Origin of the sequence: Ulvibacterium sp. (assembly GCF_965228935.1) — a bacterium.
Taxonomy (GTDB): domain Bacteria; phylum Bacteroidota; class Bacteroidia; order Flavobacteriales; family Flavobacteriaceae; genus Ulvibacterium.
In genome coordinates, this window is record NZ_OZ245846.1 from 3,591,045 (window position 1) to 3,607,802 (window position 16,758).

The window sequence follows — 16,758 nt, forward strand, 5'->3', positions numbered from 1 at the left end:
ATGGAAATAGGTAATTCGTTCCCTTTTTGCTATTTGGCGTAGTTTTTGTAGTACTTTTTAGTAATTTTATTAAACAATACTAAAAACACGGACCGTTATGAAACATCTCTTCCCTGCGTTACTTTTTTTGCTTTTTTCCCAAGTCTACTCTCAAGAAACCCTTAGAACAATAAGAGGTCTGGTTTCCGATGGTCAGGAGCCCATTAAGGATGTAAATATCTCAATTAAGGACACCGATAGGTTGACAACGACCGATGCATCCGGAAAATATGAAATCAGTGCTCATGAAGGCGAGACTTTGGTCTATAGCTATGTGGGCAAGAAAACCTTGGAGATTTTGGTAGAAGACGTAACCACCTTTTTAAACGTAACCTTAAAGGATGAAGTTCAAGAATTGGATGAGGTGGTTGTAACCAAAAAAAAATACCGCAGGACACAAAATGAACTTCGTTTAGATTACAATACCGACAAAAATTTGATTAAGACGGTTCATGGCATTATGGATACCAAATTGCTGCCACACAGGGTTCAAATTATAGACGTAAAGGATATTAATCCATCTACTGTTGATATCTTGACCCTTTTACGGGCCCAAGTTCCAAACATTTTGACTCCTACCAATACTGTAGGCCTAAATTTAAATAATCTCCAGGTTTTTTTTCGTAGGGGGAATACATCCATTAATACCAGAACACCGGTTTTGTTCGAAGTGGATGGGGTCTTACTCTATCAGGTGCCCATGTTTCTAGATATACAAAACATTGAGAGGATGGCCGTCATACAAGGCCTAGGGGCACTGAACAAATATGGTAGCCAAGCAGCGGGCGGTCTGATCATCATCAATACAAAAACGGCGAATTTCAGCCGGGAATCTGGAAAAAGTGAACCCTATGATCAGGCAAAGCTAAGGGACAATTTTTTTAAAGAGGACGATGTTGTCAGTGGCAGTCCTTTGGCGGTACCCAAGTACCTACGGACTTTACGCTCCACCGTTAATTTGAGAGACCCGAAGGAGAGTTATGCCCAACTTGAAAAGGTAAACGGGAGGTCCCCCTATTTTTATTTGGATACGCGGTCCTATTTTCAAAAAGAACATAAGGACAAGGCCATGGTGGAAATGATCACAAATAGCATTGAAACCCAGTATCCCGACAATCCCGTTATCCTTAAGGCCTTGGCCTATCAAATGGACGAAGCGGGGGATTATGGATCCTCGGTGGAACTCTATAAAAAAATATTTGTCCTGCGACCACATTACCAGCAGTCCTATCACGATCTGGCGAATGCGTACAGGAACAGTGGAAAAATTGAACGGGCCGCCCTGCTCTATGCCCGCCACCAGTTTTTGATGCGCGAAGGATTTTTTAGCAAGTCGGATACCTTTTCCAATATTCTAAATCGGGACTTCAACAATTTGTTGGGTCAGGAAGGGGAAGTACTGTCCCAGGAAAAGATGTTTTTTGTATCCGATGAGGACGATTTTAACGGAACGCGGCTAGTGTTTGAATGGAACGACAGTGAGGCGGAATTCGAATTGCAGTTCGTCAATGGTGACAAACAATACTACACCTTTAAGCATACGGCTTCCGACAACGGGGAACTCATAAAGGATGAAAAGCAGAACGGTTTTTCGTGTCAGGAACATCTTATTTACGACCCGAAAGGGACTTGGCAGGTGAACGTAAACTATTTGGGAAACAAAAGCCTTACCCCGACCTATCTCAAGGCCACAGTTTATCAGGATTATGGGAAACCTTCCCAAAGGCAGGAATCCCGGGTTTTTAAATTGATGGCCAAGAACCGCAATCAAGAATTGTTCAAGATTAAGGCAGATGGAACATTTTCCATCCGATAAATGGTACTTAAATCTTGCTTCATAGGAATTGGCTTGCTTCTTTTTTCCTTGGAATGCTTTGGTCAAAATGAATACGAAGGTCAGGTCATTGATAGGGCAACAGGGAATCCTATTCCATATGTGAATATAGGTATCGTGGCAAAAGGCATGGGTACCGTAAGCAATGAGGATGGACTTTTTCGTCTACAGGCCGACATACCAGATTTGGACGAGAAAAATGTAGTGCTGTTTTCGTGTCTGGGTTACAAAACCTTGGAGATTCCATTGTCGCGACTTAGACCCGTAAATAATGAACATTCCAAAATAAAAATGGCACCGGAGGCTATGGAATTAAATGAAGTGGTGGTTACCAACACAGATGGACGCTTCATTAGGGATTATGTGGGCTATCCCTATATAGGCGATGAAACTTATGGGTATTGGAAGGACAACATTGCCTTGGGTGGTGAGTTGGCCACTCGGATCCTTGTCAAGAAAGGCCCTAGAATACTTAAACGACTTATGTTCGAGGTCATAAGTAATCCATCGGATAGCATTTTGGTTCGTGTAAATTTTTATGATGACGACGGTAAGCTAAGATTACCTGGTACTAATTTGAACAAATCCGGAAAGAGTGTTCTTTGTACCATCCCCAAAGGTGCCCGATCCCTACAGGTCGATTTAAGGGACTATAGCATTCAAGTAAATGATAGTTTTATAGCCTCATTGGAACTTTTGCAGGTCTATGGGCAGGAAGAACTGGGCTTGGTTTTGGCAGGTACCCGGAATATCTCTACTTCGTACCGTAAATACTCCAGTCAGGATAAATGGGAAGAATTTTCAAATCAAGCGATGGCCTACCATTTGGAGACTTCTTTTAAGGTACCCGGTAAAGCTGCGGATAGATATGAAACTAGGCAGCAGCGCAAGCTAAAACGGCACAGGACCGTTTCGGGCTTTGTTTTTAAAAATGGGAGAATGGTGCCGGCCGTACAAATTTCAAATCTCCGGACAAAGGAACAAACAACGACGGATGAAAAGGGCCGCTATATCATTGGAGCCAAAAAGGGTGATATTCTGGTGTTTACAAAAAAAGGACACGGGAAAGAAACGAAAAAAGTAAGTGATAAACCGGTATTGAATGCGGTTCTCCAGCCCGAGGAATAAACTATTGATCAGACCTGCAAAACGCCCATGTTAAAAGATTTTTTTATAGGCGAATGATTTGCCGCCTCAATACCTAAGGAAATCCATTTTCTTGTTTCCAGGGGATCGATTATGGCATCCGTCCATAAACGTGATGCGGCATAGTAGGGGGATACTTGATCATCATAGCGTTTCTTGATTCGGTCAAAAAGCTCCGTCTCCATTTCTTGGGTGATCACTTCGCCTTTCTTTTGTAGGGAAGCCTTTTCAATTTGCAATAACACCTTGGCCGCGGAATTACCGCCCATAACCGCAAGTTCGGCACTTGGCCAGGCCACGATTAATCTTGGATCATAAGCCTTTCCGCACATGGCATAATTTCCGGCGCCATAGCTGTTTCCGATGATTACGGTAAATTTGGGAACCACACTATTGGCCACGGCGTTCACCATTTTGGCACCATCCTTAATGATACCTCCATGCTCGCTCTTGCTACCGACCATGAACCCTGTAACGTCCTGTAAAAAGACCAGGGGAATCTTTTTTTGATTACAGTTTGCCATAAAACGCGTGGCCTTGTCCGCGGAATCGGAATAGATGACACCCCCAAATTGCATTTCCCCTTTCTTTGTTTTGACTACCTTGCGTTGGTTGGCAACGATTCCTACGGCCCAACCGTCTATTCTTGCGTAACCGGTTAAAATAGTCTTTCCGTAGCCTTCCTTATATTGTTTAAATTCGGAATCATCCACGAGTCGTTCAATTACCTCGAGCATATCATATTGATCGGTACGTGAACTTGGAAGAATACCATAGATATCTTTCGGGCTTTGCTTGGGCTTTATGGCTTTGGTTCGGTTGTATCCGGCCTCATCGGCTCTTCCAATCTTGTCTATTATGCTTTTTATGGTATCCAATGCGTCCGAATCGTCCTTGGCCTTGTAATCGGTCACGCCACTGATTTCACAATGGGTAGTGGCCCCGCCCAAGGTTTCATTGTCTATTTCCTCTCCTATAGCGGCTTTCACTAGATAGCTTCCCGCCAGAAAAATACTTCCGGTCTTGTCAACGATCAAGGCCTCATCGCTCATAATGGGCAGGTAAGCGCCACCAGCCACGCAACTGCCCATAACCGCGGCAATTTGAGGTATGCCCATACTGCTCATTTGGGCATTGTTCCTAAAAATTCTGCCAAAATGTTCTTTATCGGGAAAGATTTCATCCTGCATGGGCAAAAATACGCCGGCACTGTCTACCAAATAAATAATGGGCAGGCGATTCTCCATGGCTATTTCCTGTGCCCTTAAATTCTTTTTCCCCGTAATAGGAAACCAAGCGCCTGCCTTAACCGTGGCATCATTGGCGACCACCAAACACAGTTTCCCGGATACATATCCAATTTTTATGACTACACCCCCTGAAGGGCAACCTCCATATTCCTTGTACATGTCCTCGCCGACCAAAGCTCCAATTTCCAGACAGTCCTTTTCTTTGTCCAATAAATAATCAATTCGTTCACGTGCGGTCATTTTCCCTAAGGCATGTTGTTTTTCTATACGCTTTTTCCCGCCTCCCAGTTTTACTTGCGCCAAACGTTTTTTAAGCTCTGAAAGCAACAATTTGTTGTGATCTTCATTTTTGGTGAACTTAAGATCCATACTATCGGTAGTTTCTTTTACAGGCATAAAGATAGCAGTATTATTGATTAACTTTGGCAAAATAAAATACCAGTATGGGAGATACTATTCGTTGGGGAATCATAGGTCCGGGAAAGATTGCGCACAGTTTCTCAAAGGATTTGAAGCTGCTTCCAGAAGGGACTTTGAGCGCCGTTGCCTCCAGGGATATTGAAAAAGCAAAACAATTTGCAAAGGAGTATAACGCGGAACACGCTTTTGGAAGTTATGAGGAATTGTTCAATTGTGATGAGGTAGATGTAATCTACATTGCCACCCCCCATAACCTACATGCCCAATGGAGTATTATGGCTATGGATCATGGCAAACATGTACTTTGCGAGAAGCCTATGGGGGTAAACCTTTCGGAAGTCGAAAAAATGATAGCTTCCGCCGAACAAAACCAGGTTTTTTTGATGGAAGCCCTTTGGAGCAGGTTCAACCCAACGATACGTAAAGTGAAGCAACTGATCGATGCCGGTGAACTCGGGGACATCGGCTATCTTCATGCGGATTTCGCATTTTACGGATTGGACAGATCCGAGGAAGGAAGGGTATTGAATCCATATTTAGCAGGCGGGTCACTATTGGATATCGGAATTTATCCAATTTTTTTGGCTTACGTAATGTTGGGGAAACCCAAAACCATAAAAGCGACTTCCAAATTTTATAAGACCGGGGTCGAAATTCAGACCTCCATGATTTTTGAGTATAAAAGGGCCCAAGCCCTATTGTATAGTGGACTTACCTCGAATTCGGAAATGAAGGCTGAAATAGCGGGAAGCAAAGGCTCGATTTTTATTCATCCTAGATGGCATGAAGCCCAAGGATATTCCATTGAAAAGGGCGATATCCTGGATAAATTAGACCAGCCGACAAAAGGGAAAGGGTATACTTATGAAATCGAAGAAGTACACTCCTGTTTAAAATCCGGAAAGCTGGAAAGCGAACTCTGGTCACATCAAAATAGTTTGGATTTGATAGGATTATTAGATCAGGTTCGCCAACTAACGGGGGTTGTTTTTCCCTTCGAGGAATAAACTTACCGGTACAAATCACAAAAAATCCCATAAAATTCCGATATTTGGAGCTACCACAAACCAAACTAGGACAAATGGGAATGAATAAAAACACGGTGCTTGCCTGGGCAACATTTATTATGATTGTAGTGGGATGCGCGTTAATAGCCCTCGGAGCCTTTAGATATGATGATGTTGCAGGATGGGGCTTTGCGTCGGTAGGTATTGGCTTTTTTGCCATCGCATGGGTCTTTAACGCGCTAAAGGGAAGGGTTTAAATGACGAAGCCCAAACCCATGCTTCAAGTTTAAATTCAAAGCCAGGTTCCTTCATAAAGTTCCTTTTTCTTCCTGATATGATGTGAAGCATTTTCTAATCAACAATTTAGTAACCTAAACAATTCAACTATTCATGAGCGACGATAAGAAAGTCATTTTCTCAATGGCCGGGGTCACGAAAACCTACAAGAATGCGAACACTCCGGTACTTAAAAACATTTACCTCAGTTTTTTTTACGGTGCCAAAATCGGGATTTTAGGTCTTAATGGATCTGGGAAATCCACCTTATTAAAGATAATAGCGGGGGTGGATAAAAACTATCAGGGGGATGTTGTCTTTTCTCCGGGATATAAGGTAGGTTACTTGGAACAGGAACCGCAATTGGACGAGGAAAAAACCGTACTTGAAGTAGTGAAGGAAGGTGTGGCCGAAACCATTGCCGTCTTGGACGAGTATAATAAGATCAATGATATGTTCGGTTTGCCCGAAGTATATGAAGATGCGGACAAGATGCAAAAGTTAATGGACAAGCAGGCCGATCTTCAGGATAAGATCGATGCCTCCAATGCATGGGAACTCGATACCAAACTTGAGATTGCCATGGATGCACTGCGTACGCCGGAAGGTAATCAAAAGATCGAGGTGCTCTCGGGTGGAGAGCGAAGAAGGGTGGCCTTGTGCAGATTATTGCTTCAGGAACCTGAAATTTTATTGTTGGACGAACCTACCAACCATTTGGATGCGGAGTCCGTACACTGGTTGGAGCACCATTTGGCGCAATATAAGGGAACCGTTATTGCCGTTACCCATGATCGCTATTTCCTGGACAATGTGGCCGGATGGATCTTGGAGTTGGATAGGGGAGAGGGCATTCCATGGAAAGGCAATTATTCCGGTTGGTTGGACCAAAAAGCAAAGCGATTGGCACAGGAAAGTAAACAAGCTTCCAAACGGCAAAAAACATTGGAAAGGGAGTTGGAATGGGTACGTCAAGGCGCCAAGGGTAGGCAGACCAAACAAAAGGCCCGTTTGAAGAACTACGATAAATTGATGAGCCAAGACCAGAAACAGCTGGATGAGAAATTGGAAATATACATTCCCAATGGGCCAAGACTGGGCACCAACGTCATTGAAGCCAAGGGAGTAAGCAAGGCCTATGGCGACAAATTATTGTATGAAAATTTAAATTTTAATCTACCACAAGCCGGCATAGTCGGTATTATAGGGCCGAACGGTGCCGGAAAAACTACCATCTTCAGGATGATAATGGGCGAGGAAACCTCGGATGGTGGAGAATTTGTTGTAGGGGATACAGCAAAGATTGCGTATGTAGACCAAAGTCATTCCAATATTGACCCTGAGAAGACCATTTGGCAGAACTTCAGTGATGAACAGGAATTGGTCATGATGGGTGGGCGACAGGTGAATTCCAGGGCCTATCTAAGCCGTTTTAACTTTTCGGGCAGTGAGCAGAATAAAAAGGTAAACATGTTATCCGGTGGGGAGCGTAACAGACTCCACTTGGCCATGACCCTAAAGGAAGAGGGCAACGTACTATTGTTGGACGAACCTACCAACGATTTGGATGTAAACACCCTACGTGCCTTGGAGGAAGGTCTGGAGAACTTTGCGGGTTGTGCGGCTATCATTTCCCACGACCGTTGGTTCCTAGATCGTATTTGCACCCATATATTGGCCTTTGAAGGTGATTCCCAGGTCTATTTCTTTGAGGGTTCCTTCTCCGATTATGAGGAGAATAAAAAGAAACGTCTGGGAGCGGATATCATGCCCAAGCGAATCAAATACAAAAAGTTGATACGATAGTTGGTTTTCACCGCACTCAAAAATCATCCTGAGGATACCAATCCAATTGCACCACTTTTATATTGGGATTTCCCTTATTTACTAACTTTTTGAATTTGATTACATCGCTAATATCCGGATTTCCCCTATAATGATAGGGGTATACCTGTTTTGGTTGGAATTCCAACACGGCATCCGCCGCACTTTCCACGGTCATGGTGTAGGGCAGGTTCATACAAATAAAGGCCTTATCGATATTTTTTAGGCTTCTCATTTCAGGAATATCCTCCGTATCCCCGGAAAAATAGAGTCGTTGGCCGCCCATATTCAACACATAGCCGTTCCCACGGCCCTTCGCATGAAATTTTTTGGCCTCTTCCCGTAAGTTATACATCGGAATGGCCTCGACCATTATTTCATAACGTTCCTTGGAGTCACCATTGTTCAAAACATCGATTTGAGGTGTAAATTCTTCAGGTATTTTATCGGCTACGGCCTGGGGCACCATTATTTTGGCCCTTTTGGTATCCAGCTCCCGTAACGTTTCCACACTAAGATGATCACCATGAATATCCGTGATTAGAATTAGATCCGGTTTTTTTTGTCCCTCAAAGACTTTGGCACCTCCCACGGGATCTACATAAATGGTAATATGGTTCCATTCCAATACTGCTGTGGCATGGGAGATAGGGATAATCTTAATCTCGGAACCCTGTTCGTCATTTAAAGAAGGTGGAGCAGGTTTTTCCATTGCTTGGAAAGGATCCGAGTCTATATGGGGTGAAGGCTTTGCTTTTTCCTTGCAGCCCAAAAAAGTGAAACAACAGCCCAAAAGCCAAAAAAGCAATTTTTTCATGAAGTCAATTTTTTGAATTGAATATTAATTCCATTTTGATATCGCTTCGTTCATAAGGAATCTCTTTTTCCAATTCTACCTCTACAAAGCCATACTTCCGGTAGATATGAAGGGCGGTATCCAATTTGGTACTTGAATACAAAACGATACTTTTCCAATGGTTTTCTTTCGCAAACGCTATGGCAAAGGATAACAGTCTCTGACCGATTTTTAAACCTTGATGGTTAGGGTCGACCGCCATTTTTCCCAATTCAAAAACTTTCTCGCCATAAGGGATTAAGGAAAAACAACCCACAATTTCGCCTTCATGTTCTGCCAAAAAGATATATCCACCAATATCCAGGATAGATTCCTGGCAATTTTCAAGTAGCAATACATCCTTGGCCTCCACATGAAAATATTTTTTGAGCCAGGCTATGTTCAAGTCCCTGAAGTTTTTGGCATACTTGGGTTCAAATGGCAGTATTCTTACGGACATGTTAAGATGGAATCGCTTGACCATAAAGTTACTATATGCGCCGATTTGTGATGTGGGATTTTTAATTTTTTTAGGCCAAAAAATCTAAAAAGAAAAAAGAACCGTATATAGACTGATACGAACAAACACTTTTTAAAAGTTAAACAAGCTTATTTTAATTTTAACATTATGACTGAAACAAAAAGTAACAACGGATTGAAGGTATTGGCAGGTTTGCTAGGTGTGGTGCTTTTGGGTACCATTATCTACACCGTTAGTCTTTATCAGGATAAAAAGAAGACGGAGACCGTACTTACCGAAGAAAAGGCACTTGTGGTCGAGGATCTGAACAGCCTAAAGTCGGAATATGACAAAGCCATTTTGGAAAGTAACGCTACCAATGAGGAATTAGTAGAGGCAAGGGACAACATCGCCAAGTATCTTGATTCTGTGAAGACTATGAAAGCCGATATCGCTTCATTGTCAAGGTACAGAAGACAAGTTAGTGTGCTGAAGGCAGAAAGGGAACAATTGATGAAACAAGTGGATTCCTTGACACGTTCCAATACCCTTATCGCTATGCAAAGGGACAGCACTTATAACGAATTGGAGAAGCAGACCATTTTTAACGATTCCTTGGTTGTACAGAATACACAATTGGCCGATGCCGTTGAGAAAGGTTCTGCATTGAACTTATCCAAATTCAACGTTGATGCCGTAAAGGAACGCAACAACGGAAAATTGGTCTCTACTTCCAGGGCCAAAAGAACGGATAAATTCAAAATTTGCTTCACTGTTGCGGATAACGTAATTGCTGAAGCCGGTGACAGGGAGTTCTTTTTGGAAGTATTGGATCCCCAAGGTAACGTACTAGGTGAAAGCTTCTCCAAGACCAATGATTCCGGAGCTTCCGTTACCTATAGCAAAGGAACTAATTTCTACTATGAGAATAAGTCCTTGGACGTTTGTGACTATATCAATAAGCCTGCAGGAGATTTTCAGGGAGGAAATTATATGGTGAACGTTTATGACGACCGATTGAAATTATTGGGAACTTCCAAGTTCACACTTAAATAATATACACTATCCATTAATACAAAGAGGGGTCGATTCTTGAGAATCGACCCTTTTTTTATTTGTAGGAAAGTGCCCGTTTCAGAAAATAGTTTTAAAAAGGATAAACTGAACAGGCTTCTTTATAGCAGGTAAAAATTCAAACTATTTAAGACTCCCCACCATATCCTCTGGTTTTACCCATTCGTCATATTCATCAGCGGTTACATAGCCCAGGTTAATAGCCTCTTCTCTAAGGGTAGTCCCATTTTTATGGGCGGTATTGGCAATTTCCGCAGCTTTATAGTACCCTATTTTGGTGTTAAGGGCGGTGACCAGCATTAGGGAGTTATTCAATAAGGTTTTAATGGTTTCATGATTCGGTTCGATCCCCGATGCACAATTGGTATCAAAGCTTATACAGGCATCTCCCAATAATTGGGCGGATTGAAGAATATTGGCCGCCATTACCGGTTTAAATACATTTAGCTCATAATGTCCTTGGGTTCCGCCAACCGATATGGCTACATCGTTGCCCATAACTTGTGCACAAACCATGGTCAAAGCCTCGCACTGGGTGGGGTTTACCTTTCCCGGCATGATGGAACTGCCCGGTTCATTGGCCGGGATAATGATTTCCCCGATACCTGACCGTGGTCCCGAGGCCATCATTCGGATATCATTGGCAATTTTGTTTAAGGAAACGGCCAACTGTTTTAGTGCCCCATGGCTTTCTACAATAGCATCATGTGAGGCCAACGCCTCGAACTTGTTTTCCGCCGTCTTAAAAGGGAGTCCTGTGAATTCAGCAATATACTTTGCCACTAAAACATCATAACCCTTGGGAGTATTAAGCCCAGTACCTACCGCTGTGCCTCCTAGGGCCAATTCGCTTAAATGATCTAATGTGTTTTTTAGGGCCTTGAGTCCGTGATCCAGTTGGGAGACGTAGCCGGAAAATTCCTGTCCCAAGGTCAGCGGCGTGGCATCCATTAAATGGGTCCGACCAATTTTTACCACCTCTTCAAATTCCAGAGCTTTTTTGTGCAATGTTTCCCTAAGTTGGGTCACTCCGGGAATGGTGGTTTCGACCACTTTTTTATATGCCGCGATATGCATTCCCGTAGGAAATGTGTCATTGGAAGATTGTGACTTATTGACATCATCGTTGGGTTGAATGGTCTTTTCACCTTCACCGATAGTATTCCCGGCAATTTCGTGGGCCCGGTTTGCGATTACCTCGTTTACGTTCATATTGCTTTGCGTCCCCGAACCGGTCTGCCAGATGACCAGCGGAAACTGGCTATCATGCTGCCCATCCAAAATTTCATCGCAGACCTGGGCGATTAAATCCCTTTTTTCCTCGGAAAGAACCCCCAATTCATGATTGGTATAGGCCGCCGCTTTCTTTAAATAGGCAAAACCATATACGATGTCCAAGGGCATCGATCCAGACGGTCCTATTTTAAAATTATTTCTTGAACGTTCTGTTTGTGCACCCCAATATTTGTCCGAAGGTACCTTTACCTCGCCCATGGTGTCTTTTTCTATTCTAAAGCTCATTTTTAAAGTGATTTAGTTTACCACAAAGGTACGTCTAAACGGTTTCATTTCTATTGGGACTCTTTAAAAAATCGGCATGGGAAAGGACGATATTTTTTTGGTTTCAATTTGCAATATTCCTACTTTTCAAACTATCTTTGTCTCGTTAAAACAGGAGATATGTTCGAATTTGACCAATATTTGGGATTTTTAGCTTTTTTGACCATTTTGACGATAGGCTTTTGGTTGATGATTTTTCTACTGGTCTTCGTTATTCCGTATTGGTTGACCGGTAACCTGATAGAACTCTTCAAGGAAAAAAGAGAGGCCAAGAAGGCCGAAAGGGAAGCATAAAAAAGAAGCCAAAATGGCTTCTTTTGTTTTTTGGTGTAGGACACATATCAGGAACTATTGTTCCTTATCCTTGGATTTCTTCGCTTTCCTCTTTTTCTTTTTTTGCTTCTTTTGTGTTTTTTGAATGCCCTCTTTCTGAAGTTCCACAAAGGCCTCATATTTATCCAAGGGCAGTCCGGCCTTAAGTTCTTCATCCTGATCCTCGGTTATCTTTGTCAGACCCTCCCGCATTTTATCGGGGGGAAGCTCCAAAATTCGCAATTCCATACGTTTCTGAAGATATTTTTTAAGAACTGAACTTAATACGGCGGTCTCAAATTCGTTAAGTTCCAATGTTGCAGCTATTTTTGGCATTTCGCCATCCACTATTTCCTCGGCAGTCTTGGGCTCGGGTTCTTTAGGTGCAATATCGGCTTGGGGAATAGCACTTCTACCCCTTCCATAACCGTAGCCATATCCATTTCTTCTTCCATATCCGAATTGCGCCTGTAGTTCCGCCCCCGCGAGCAAAAGCACAAAAAAGGCAATGAGAAAGCGCGTATTGGTTTTCATGATGTTCTGTTTTATAGGCTTTTAAATGTAATTCAAGGTTTCATGACCCTTGGTTAAAACTTTGTTAAATCAAGAATCAATAAATATACCAAATTCCTAAAATTCGGACTAAAAAGGTAAAACAGCCCTCATAAGACCTCTTGGATACGCTCCGGCGGTCTCCCGACCACCGCTTTGTTTCCATTGACCACAATTGGGCGTTCTATTAGTTTTGGGTATTGGATCATGGCATCCAGTATGTCCTCATCGGAAAGCAAACGACCGCGAAACTTTTCCTTCCAAATAGCTTCATTTTTGCGGACCAGATTTTCCGCTGTAATGGAAAGACAACTCAATACCTGGCGAAGCTCGTCCTTAGTGGGCACATCTTCCAAGTATTTGATGACTTCAAATTCCTTACCGGATTTTTCCAGGAGTTCCATCCCCTCACGGGACTTGCGACATCTCGGGTTATGGTATATTTTGATCATGTGTCAAGGATGTTTGTTATTTCACATCAATTCGGGGCTTTTTAGTGAAGCATCCCGATTGCTTTAGGGCCCTAAAATTTGAATTACGCACTTTCTAACTTTGACTAGGAGCCGTAAGAGGCAAATCCCACATATGGCCTTAAAGGGTTTAACTAGATTTTCTTTGATTGTAGGAAGCAAAGATACCAATTATCATTTCCCTATTAAAGACCTATCTGGGCAAATTGGTAGATTTATTTTGGTAATCTGCGTTTAGCGATAATTGCGATTCATTGTCAATTTCCTAAAAAACCATCCTGTTAATTTCTAATGGATAAAAAGTTGCACAATTGTCCCCCAATTGTACATATTTCTTCAAATTAGCGCCTATCTTAGAATACGATGAAGCTCTAATTTATGGCCCTGAAAGTCGCGATATCCCATAAGACCAAATATACCTATGACCGTAGGGTGAAGTTATCCCCACACATCTTTCGGTTACGGCCGGCTCCCCATAGCAGAACCCCTATAGAGGCCTATTCCATAAAAATAAAACCCGAAGAACATTTTTTTAACTGGCAACAGGATCCCTTCGGAAACTATCTGGCCCGTATCGTTTTTCCCGAAAAGACGAATGAGCTCTCCATTGAGGTAGAAATCATTGCCGATATGAAGACCATCAATCCCTTCGACTTCTTTGTGGAAGAGACCGTGGAGGATTTTCCTTTCACCTATTCCGAGGCCTTAAAAAAAGAATTGCTGCCTTATCTGGAGATCAATGAGGATGGCCCCTTGTTAAAAAGTTGGTTGAATAAGATAGACCGTACTCCGCGTCGTACAATCGATTTTCTTACGGAACTGAACAGGGATTTGTATAACGCCTTGAATTACACCATTCGTATGGAGCCCGGGGTACAGACCTGTGAACAGACCTTGGCCGATCATTTGGGCTCCTGTCGGGATTTTGCCTGGCTTATGGTACAGATTTTGCGCCATTTGGGACTGGCAGCACGTTTCGTTTCGGGGTACTTGGTACAGATGAAGGCGGATGAAAAATCATTGGACGGGCCATCCGGACCCGAAGCCGATTTTACCGATCTTCATGCCTGGGCCGAAGTCTATTTGCCAGGGGCAGGATGGATCGGGCTGGATGCAACGTCCGGCCTATTGGCCGGAGAGGGACATATTCCCTTGGCTTGTACCCCTTCATTTGAGAGTGCCGCTCCGGTTTCCGGATTTACCGAGCCTTGTGAGACCCAATTTGAGTTCGATAATTCCGTAACCCGGATTTTTGAATCCCCCCGCGTAACCAAACCATATACGGAGCGTCAATGGGATGCTATTTATAATTTGGGATTTGACGTGGAGGAAGAGCTACAGCAAAATGACGTACGTCTCACCATGGGCGGGGAACCCACCTTTGTATCCATAGACGATATGGAATCCGAGGAATGGAATACGGAAGCCGACGGTGAACACAAGCGAAAATTGGCCAGTTCACTTTCCAGAAGATTGCTGGATGCATTTGGAAAAGGGGGGATGCTCCACTATGCCCAAGGTAAATGGTACCCGGGAGAGCCATTGCCCCGATGGCAAATCGGAGTGCACTGGCGCAAGGATAGGGAACCGATTTGGAAAGACCCCAAATTGCTGTCTTCGTTTACGGATTCCCATAAACTGCGCAATGGTATTGCCCTTACCTTTCTCCAAACCTTGGCACGCTACCTTAAGTGCCCTGATAAAACCATCTTGCCCGCCTATGAGGATGCCTTCTATTTTTTATGGGAAGAACGCAAGTTGCCCATGGATATCGACCCAAAGGAATATGACAAAAAAGATTCCGCCCTTCGAAGAAAATTAGGCGAAGTGCTGGAACAAGGCCTAGGAAAGGAGGTGGGCTATGTTTTCCCTCTTGCCGAAAATGACGGACAATGGATTACCAACCCTTGGGAATTCCGTAGCAAACATCTGTTCCTGACTCCCGGGAATTCCCCGATTGGATTACGGTTACCGCTGGACTCCTTGCCTAAAAATCCCGAAGTACCTTCCGAACCGACGGCCCAACCGGAGCTCTTTGAACCCAGACCCGATTTAAAATCCTATGGCACTGCTCTTCGGGCAAGAATGGAATCTACTCCAAAACCCCAGAAAAAACAGCCGTATGTACGTACCGCGATTTGTGCTGAGGTCCGCGAGAACAACTTGTTTCTCTTTCTTCCTCCTTTGGATACCGCGGAGGCCTTTGTGGATTTGATTGCTAGCATAGAGGCCACGACCCAAGAGCTGAAAGTTCCCGTGGTTATGGAAGGGTATGAACCTCCGCGGGACAATCGGTTGGAAGTGCTCAAAGTTACTCCAGATCCTGGGGTTATCGAAGTAAATGTACATCCGGCCAAGAACTGGAAAGAGTTGACGGACAATACCTTAAAATTGTACGATGAGGCAAAAAAATCCCGGCTGGGTACGGAAAAATTCATGCTGGACGGTAAGCATACCGGTACAGGTGGTGGAAACCATGTAACCTTGGGAGGGGTTACCCCAGCGGACAGTCCATTGTTGCGCGACCCACAACTACTGCGTAGTTTACTGACCTTCTGGCAACATCATCCCGGCCTGTCCTATCTGTTTTCAGGAGCCTTTATTGGCCCAACAAGTCAAGCTCCCCGGGTAGATGAGACCCGTCTCGAAAATTTGTACGAACTGGAAATCGCTTTTTCCCAAATCCCAGAAGACAAGGAAGTTCCCTTTTGGTTGACCGATCGCCTATTCCGCCATTTGTTGACCGATGTTACCGGAAATACACATCGCGCCGAGTTTTGCATCGATAAATTATATTCCCCGGATTCGTCTTCGGGCCGACTGGGTATTTTGGAATTACGGGCTTTTGATATGCCTCCACATGCGCAAATGAGTTTAATGCAGATGTTGTTGGTACGCACCTTGGTCTCCTGGTTCTGGAAAAAACCGTACAAGCACGATTTGGTACGCTGGGGTACCGAACTTCATGATAGGTTCTTATTGGAACATTATGTAAAGGAAGATATCAAAGATGTGGTTTTACAGCTCAATGAGGCGGGATATCCGTTTCAGTTGGATTGGTTCGATCCTTTTTTTGAGTTCCGTTTTCCCTTATACGGTATGGTTGAAATCCATTCCATGCAACTAGAGTTGCGCATGGCCATTGAACCCTGGAATGTACTTGGTGAGGAAATGTCCGGTAGGGGAACGGCCCGCTATGTGGATTCTTCCTTGGAACGGGTTCAGATCAAGGTGCGGAACTTTACGGAGGAGCGCTACCATATCACCTGTAACGGGGTAAAGGTAGAATTGAGCCCTACCGGAGTTAAGGGCGAATATGTGGCCGGGGTACGGTACAAGGCTTGGGAACCCTGGTCCGCCCTACATCCTACCATTGGGGTGGATACACCTTTGGTGTTTGACGTTGTGGATATGTGGAACAGGAAATCCATTGGCGGATGTACCTACTTCGTGGCACATCCCGGAGGGCGTTCATACGATACCTATCCGGTGAATAGTTACGAGGCGGAATCCAGAAGAATCAATCGTTTTTGGGACTTTGGCCATACTCAGGGGGAAATCCTACCGACAGAAACGGTATCTTCAACTAATTTTTCAGGTAGAACGGTAGAACCTAAGGATGCTTCGAATACTTTTGTTTATAGGGAGATTCCTATAAACCCGGAATTTCCACATGTCACCGATCTACGAAAAAAGTAA

14 protein-coding genes are annotated in these 16,758 nt (G+C 43.7%); 8 read left to right on the top strand and 6 right to left on the bottom strand.

What is annotated here, in order from left to right; genetic code table 11:
• Nucleotides 1-97 precede the first annotated feature (97 nt).
• Both ACO06Y_RS15260 and ACO06Y_RS15265 read left to right on the top strand, forming a co-directional pair.
• Entirely contained in the window at nt 98-1,855 is a 1,758-nt protein-coding gene (locus ACO06Y_RS15260) for a carboxypeptidase-like regulatory domain-containing protein (RefSeq protein WP_422079851.1), read from the top strand.
• Nucleotides 1,856-3,001 (top strand): carboxypeptidase-like regulatory domain-containing protein, encoded by a 1,146-nt coding sequence (locus ACO06Y_RS15265; protein WP_422079852.1) that lies wholly within the window; start codon nt 1,856-1,858, stop codon nt 2,999-3,001.
• An 8-nt stretch (nt 3,002-3,009) separates the two neighbouring features.
• On the opposite strand, the gene ACO06Y_RS15270 is transcribed toward ACO06Y_RS15265, so the two are convergent.
• Complete coding sequence (locus ACO06Y_RS15270; RefSeq protein WP_422084186.1) at nt 3,010-4,638, bottom strand: acyl-CoA carboxylase subunit beta; 1,629 nt, start codon at nt 4,636-4,638, stop codon at nt 3,010-3,012.
• Between the two features lie 74 nt (nt 4,639-4,712).
• Between ACO06Y_RS15270 and ACO06Y_RS15275 the strand changes: the two genes are divergently transcribed.
• The 3 genes from ACO06Y_RS15275 to ettA all read left to right on the top strand — a co-directional run bounded on the left by ACO06Y_RS15275 (nt 4,713) and on the right by ettA (nt 7,778).
• The gene (locus ACO06Y_RS15275; protein ID WP_422079853.1) at nt 4,713-5,696 is read left to right on the top strand and encodes a Gfo/Idh/MocA family protein; all 984 of its coding nucleotides are present in this window, start codon (nt 4,713-4,715) and stop codon (nt 5,694-5,696) included.
• 74 nt (nt 5,697-5,770) lie between these two features.
• Nucleotides 5,771-5,953 carry a CAL67264 family membrane protein gene (locus ACO06Y_RS15280; RefSeq protein ID WP_299536584.1) on the top strand — a complete coding sequence of 61 codons (183 nt, stop codon included), beginning with the start codon at nt 5,771-5,773 and terminating at the stop codon, nt 5,951-5,953.
• Between the two features lie 133 nt (nt 5,954-6,086).
• Entirely contained in the window at nt 6,087-7,778 is a 1,692-nt protein-coding gene (ettA, locus tag ACO06Y_RS15285; protein ID WP_422079854.1) for an energy-dependent translational throttle protein EttA, read from the top strand.
• 16 nt (nt 7,779-7,794) lie between these two features.
• Here ettA and ACO06Y_RS15290 read toward each other — a convergent pair whose 3' ends face one another.
• Both ACO06Y_RS15290 and ACO06Y_RS15295 read right to left on the bottom strand, forming a co-directional pair.
• A complete protein-coding gene (locus ACO06Y_RS15290; RefSeq protein WP_422079855.1) occupies nt 7,795-8,613 on the bottom strand; it encodes an MBL fold metallo-hydrolase in 819 nt (272 codons plus the stop codon).
• 4 nt (nt 8,614-8,617) lie between these two features.
• Nucleotides 8,618-9,091, bottom strand: a complete 474-nt coding sequence (locus tag ACO06Y_RS15295) for a GNAT family N-acetyltransferase (RefSeq protein WP_422079856.1) — start codon at nt 9,089-9,091, stop codon at nt 8,618-8,620.
• A gap of 168 nt (nt 9,092-9,259) precedes the next feature.
• On the opposite strand from ACO06Y_RS15295, the gene ACO06Y_RS15300 reads away from it, so the two are divergent.
• Nucleotides 9,260-10,147 carry a hypothetical protein gene (locus ACO06Y_RS15300; RefSeq protein WP_422079858.1) on the top strand — a complete coding sequence of 296 codons (888 nt, stop codon included), beginning with the start codon at nt 9,260-9,262 and terminating at the stop codon, nt 10,145-10,147.
• Between the two features lie 141 nt (nt 10,148-10,288).
• Here the strand turns inward: ACO06Y_RS15300 and fumC are convergent, their stop codons facing one another.
• A complete protein-coding gene (gene fumC / locus ACO06Y_RS15305; RefSeq protein WP_422079860.1) occupies nt 10,289-11,686 on the bottom strand; it encodes a class II fumarate hydratase in 1,398 nt (465 codons plus the stop codon).
• Between the two features lie 159 nt (nt 11,687-11,845).
• Here fumC and ACO06Y_RS15310 point away from each other — a divergent pair, with 159 nt between their 5' ends.
• On the top strand, nt 11,846-12,019 hold the full coding sequence (locus ACO06Y_RS15310; RefSeq protein WP_422079861.1) for a hypothetical protein: 174 nt from the start codon (nt 11,846-11,848) through the stop codon (nt 12,017-12,019).
• 54 nt (nt 12,020-12,073) lie between these two features.
• Here ACO06Y_RS15310 and ACO06Y_RS15315 read toward each other — a convergent pair whose 3' ends face one another.
• Entirely contained in the window at nt 12,074-12,571 is a 498-nt protein-coding gene (locus ACO06Y_RS15315; RefSeq protein WP_422079862.1) for a hypothetical protein, read from the bottom strand.
• A gap of 128 nt (nt 12,572-12,699) precedes the next feature.
• Nucleotides 12,700-13,041 carry an arsenate reductase (glutaredoxin) gene (gene arsC / locus ACO06Y_RS15320; RefSeq protein ID WP_422079863.1) on the bottom strand — a complete coding sequence of 114 codons (342 nt, stop codon included), beginning with the start codon at nt 13,039-13,041 and terminating at the stop codon, nt 12,700-12,702.
• 396 nt (nt 13,042-13,437) lie between these two features.
• Between arsC and ACO06Y_RS15325 the strand changes: the two genes are divergently transcribed.
• Nucleotides 13,438-16,758 carry a DUF2126 domain-containing protein gene (locus tag ACO06Y_RS15325; protein WP_422079864.1) on the top strand — a complete coding sequence of 1,107 codons (3,321 nt, stop codon included), beginning with the start codon at nt 13,438-13,440 and terminating at the stop codon, nt 16,756-16,758.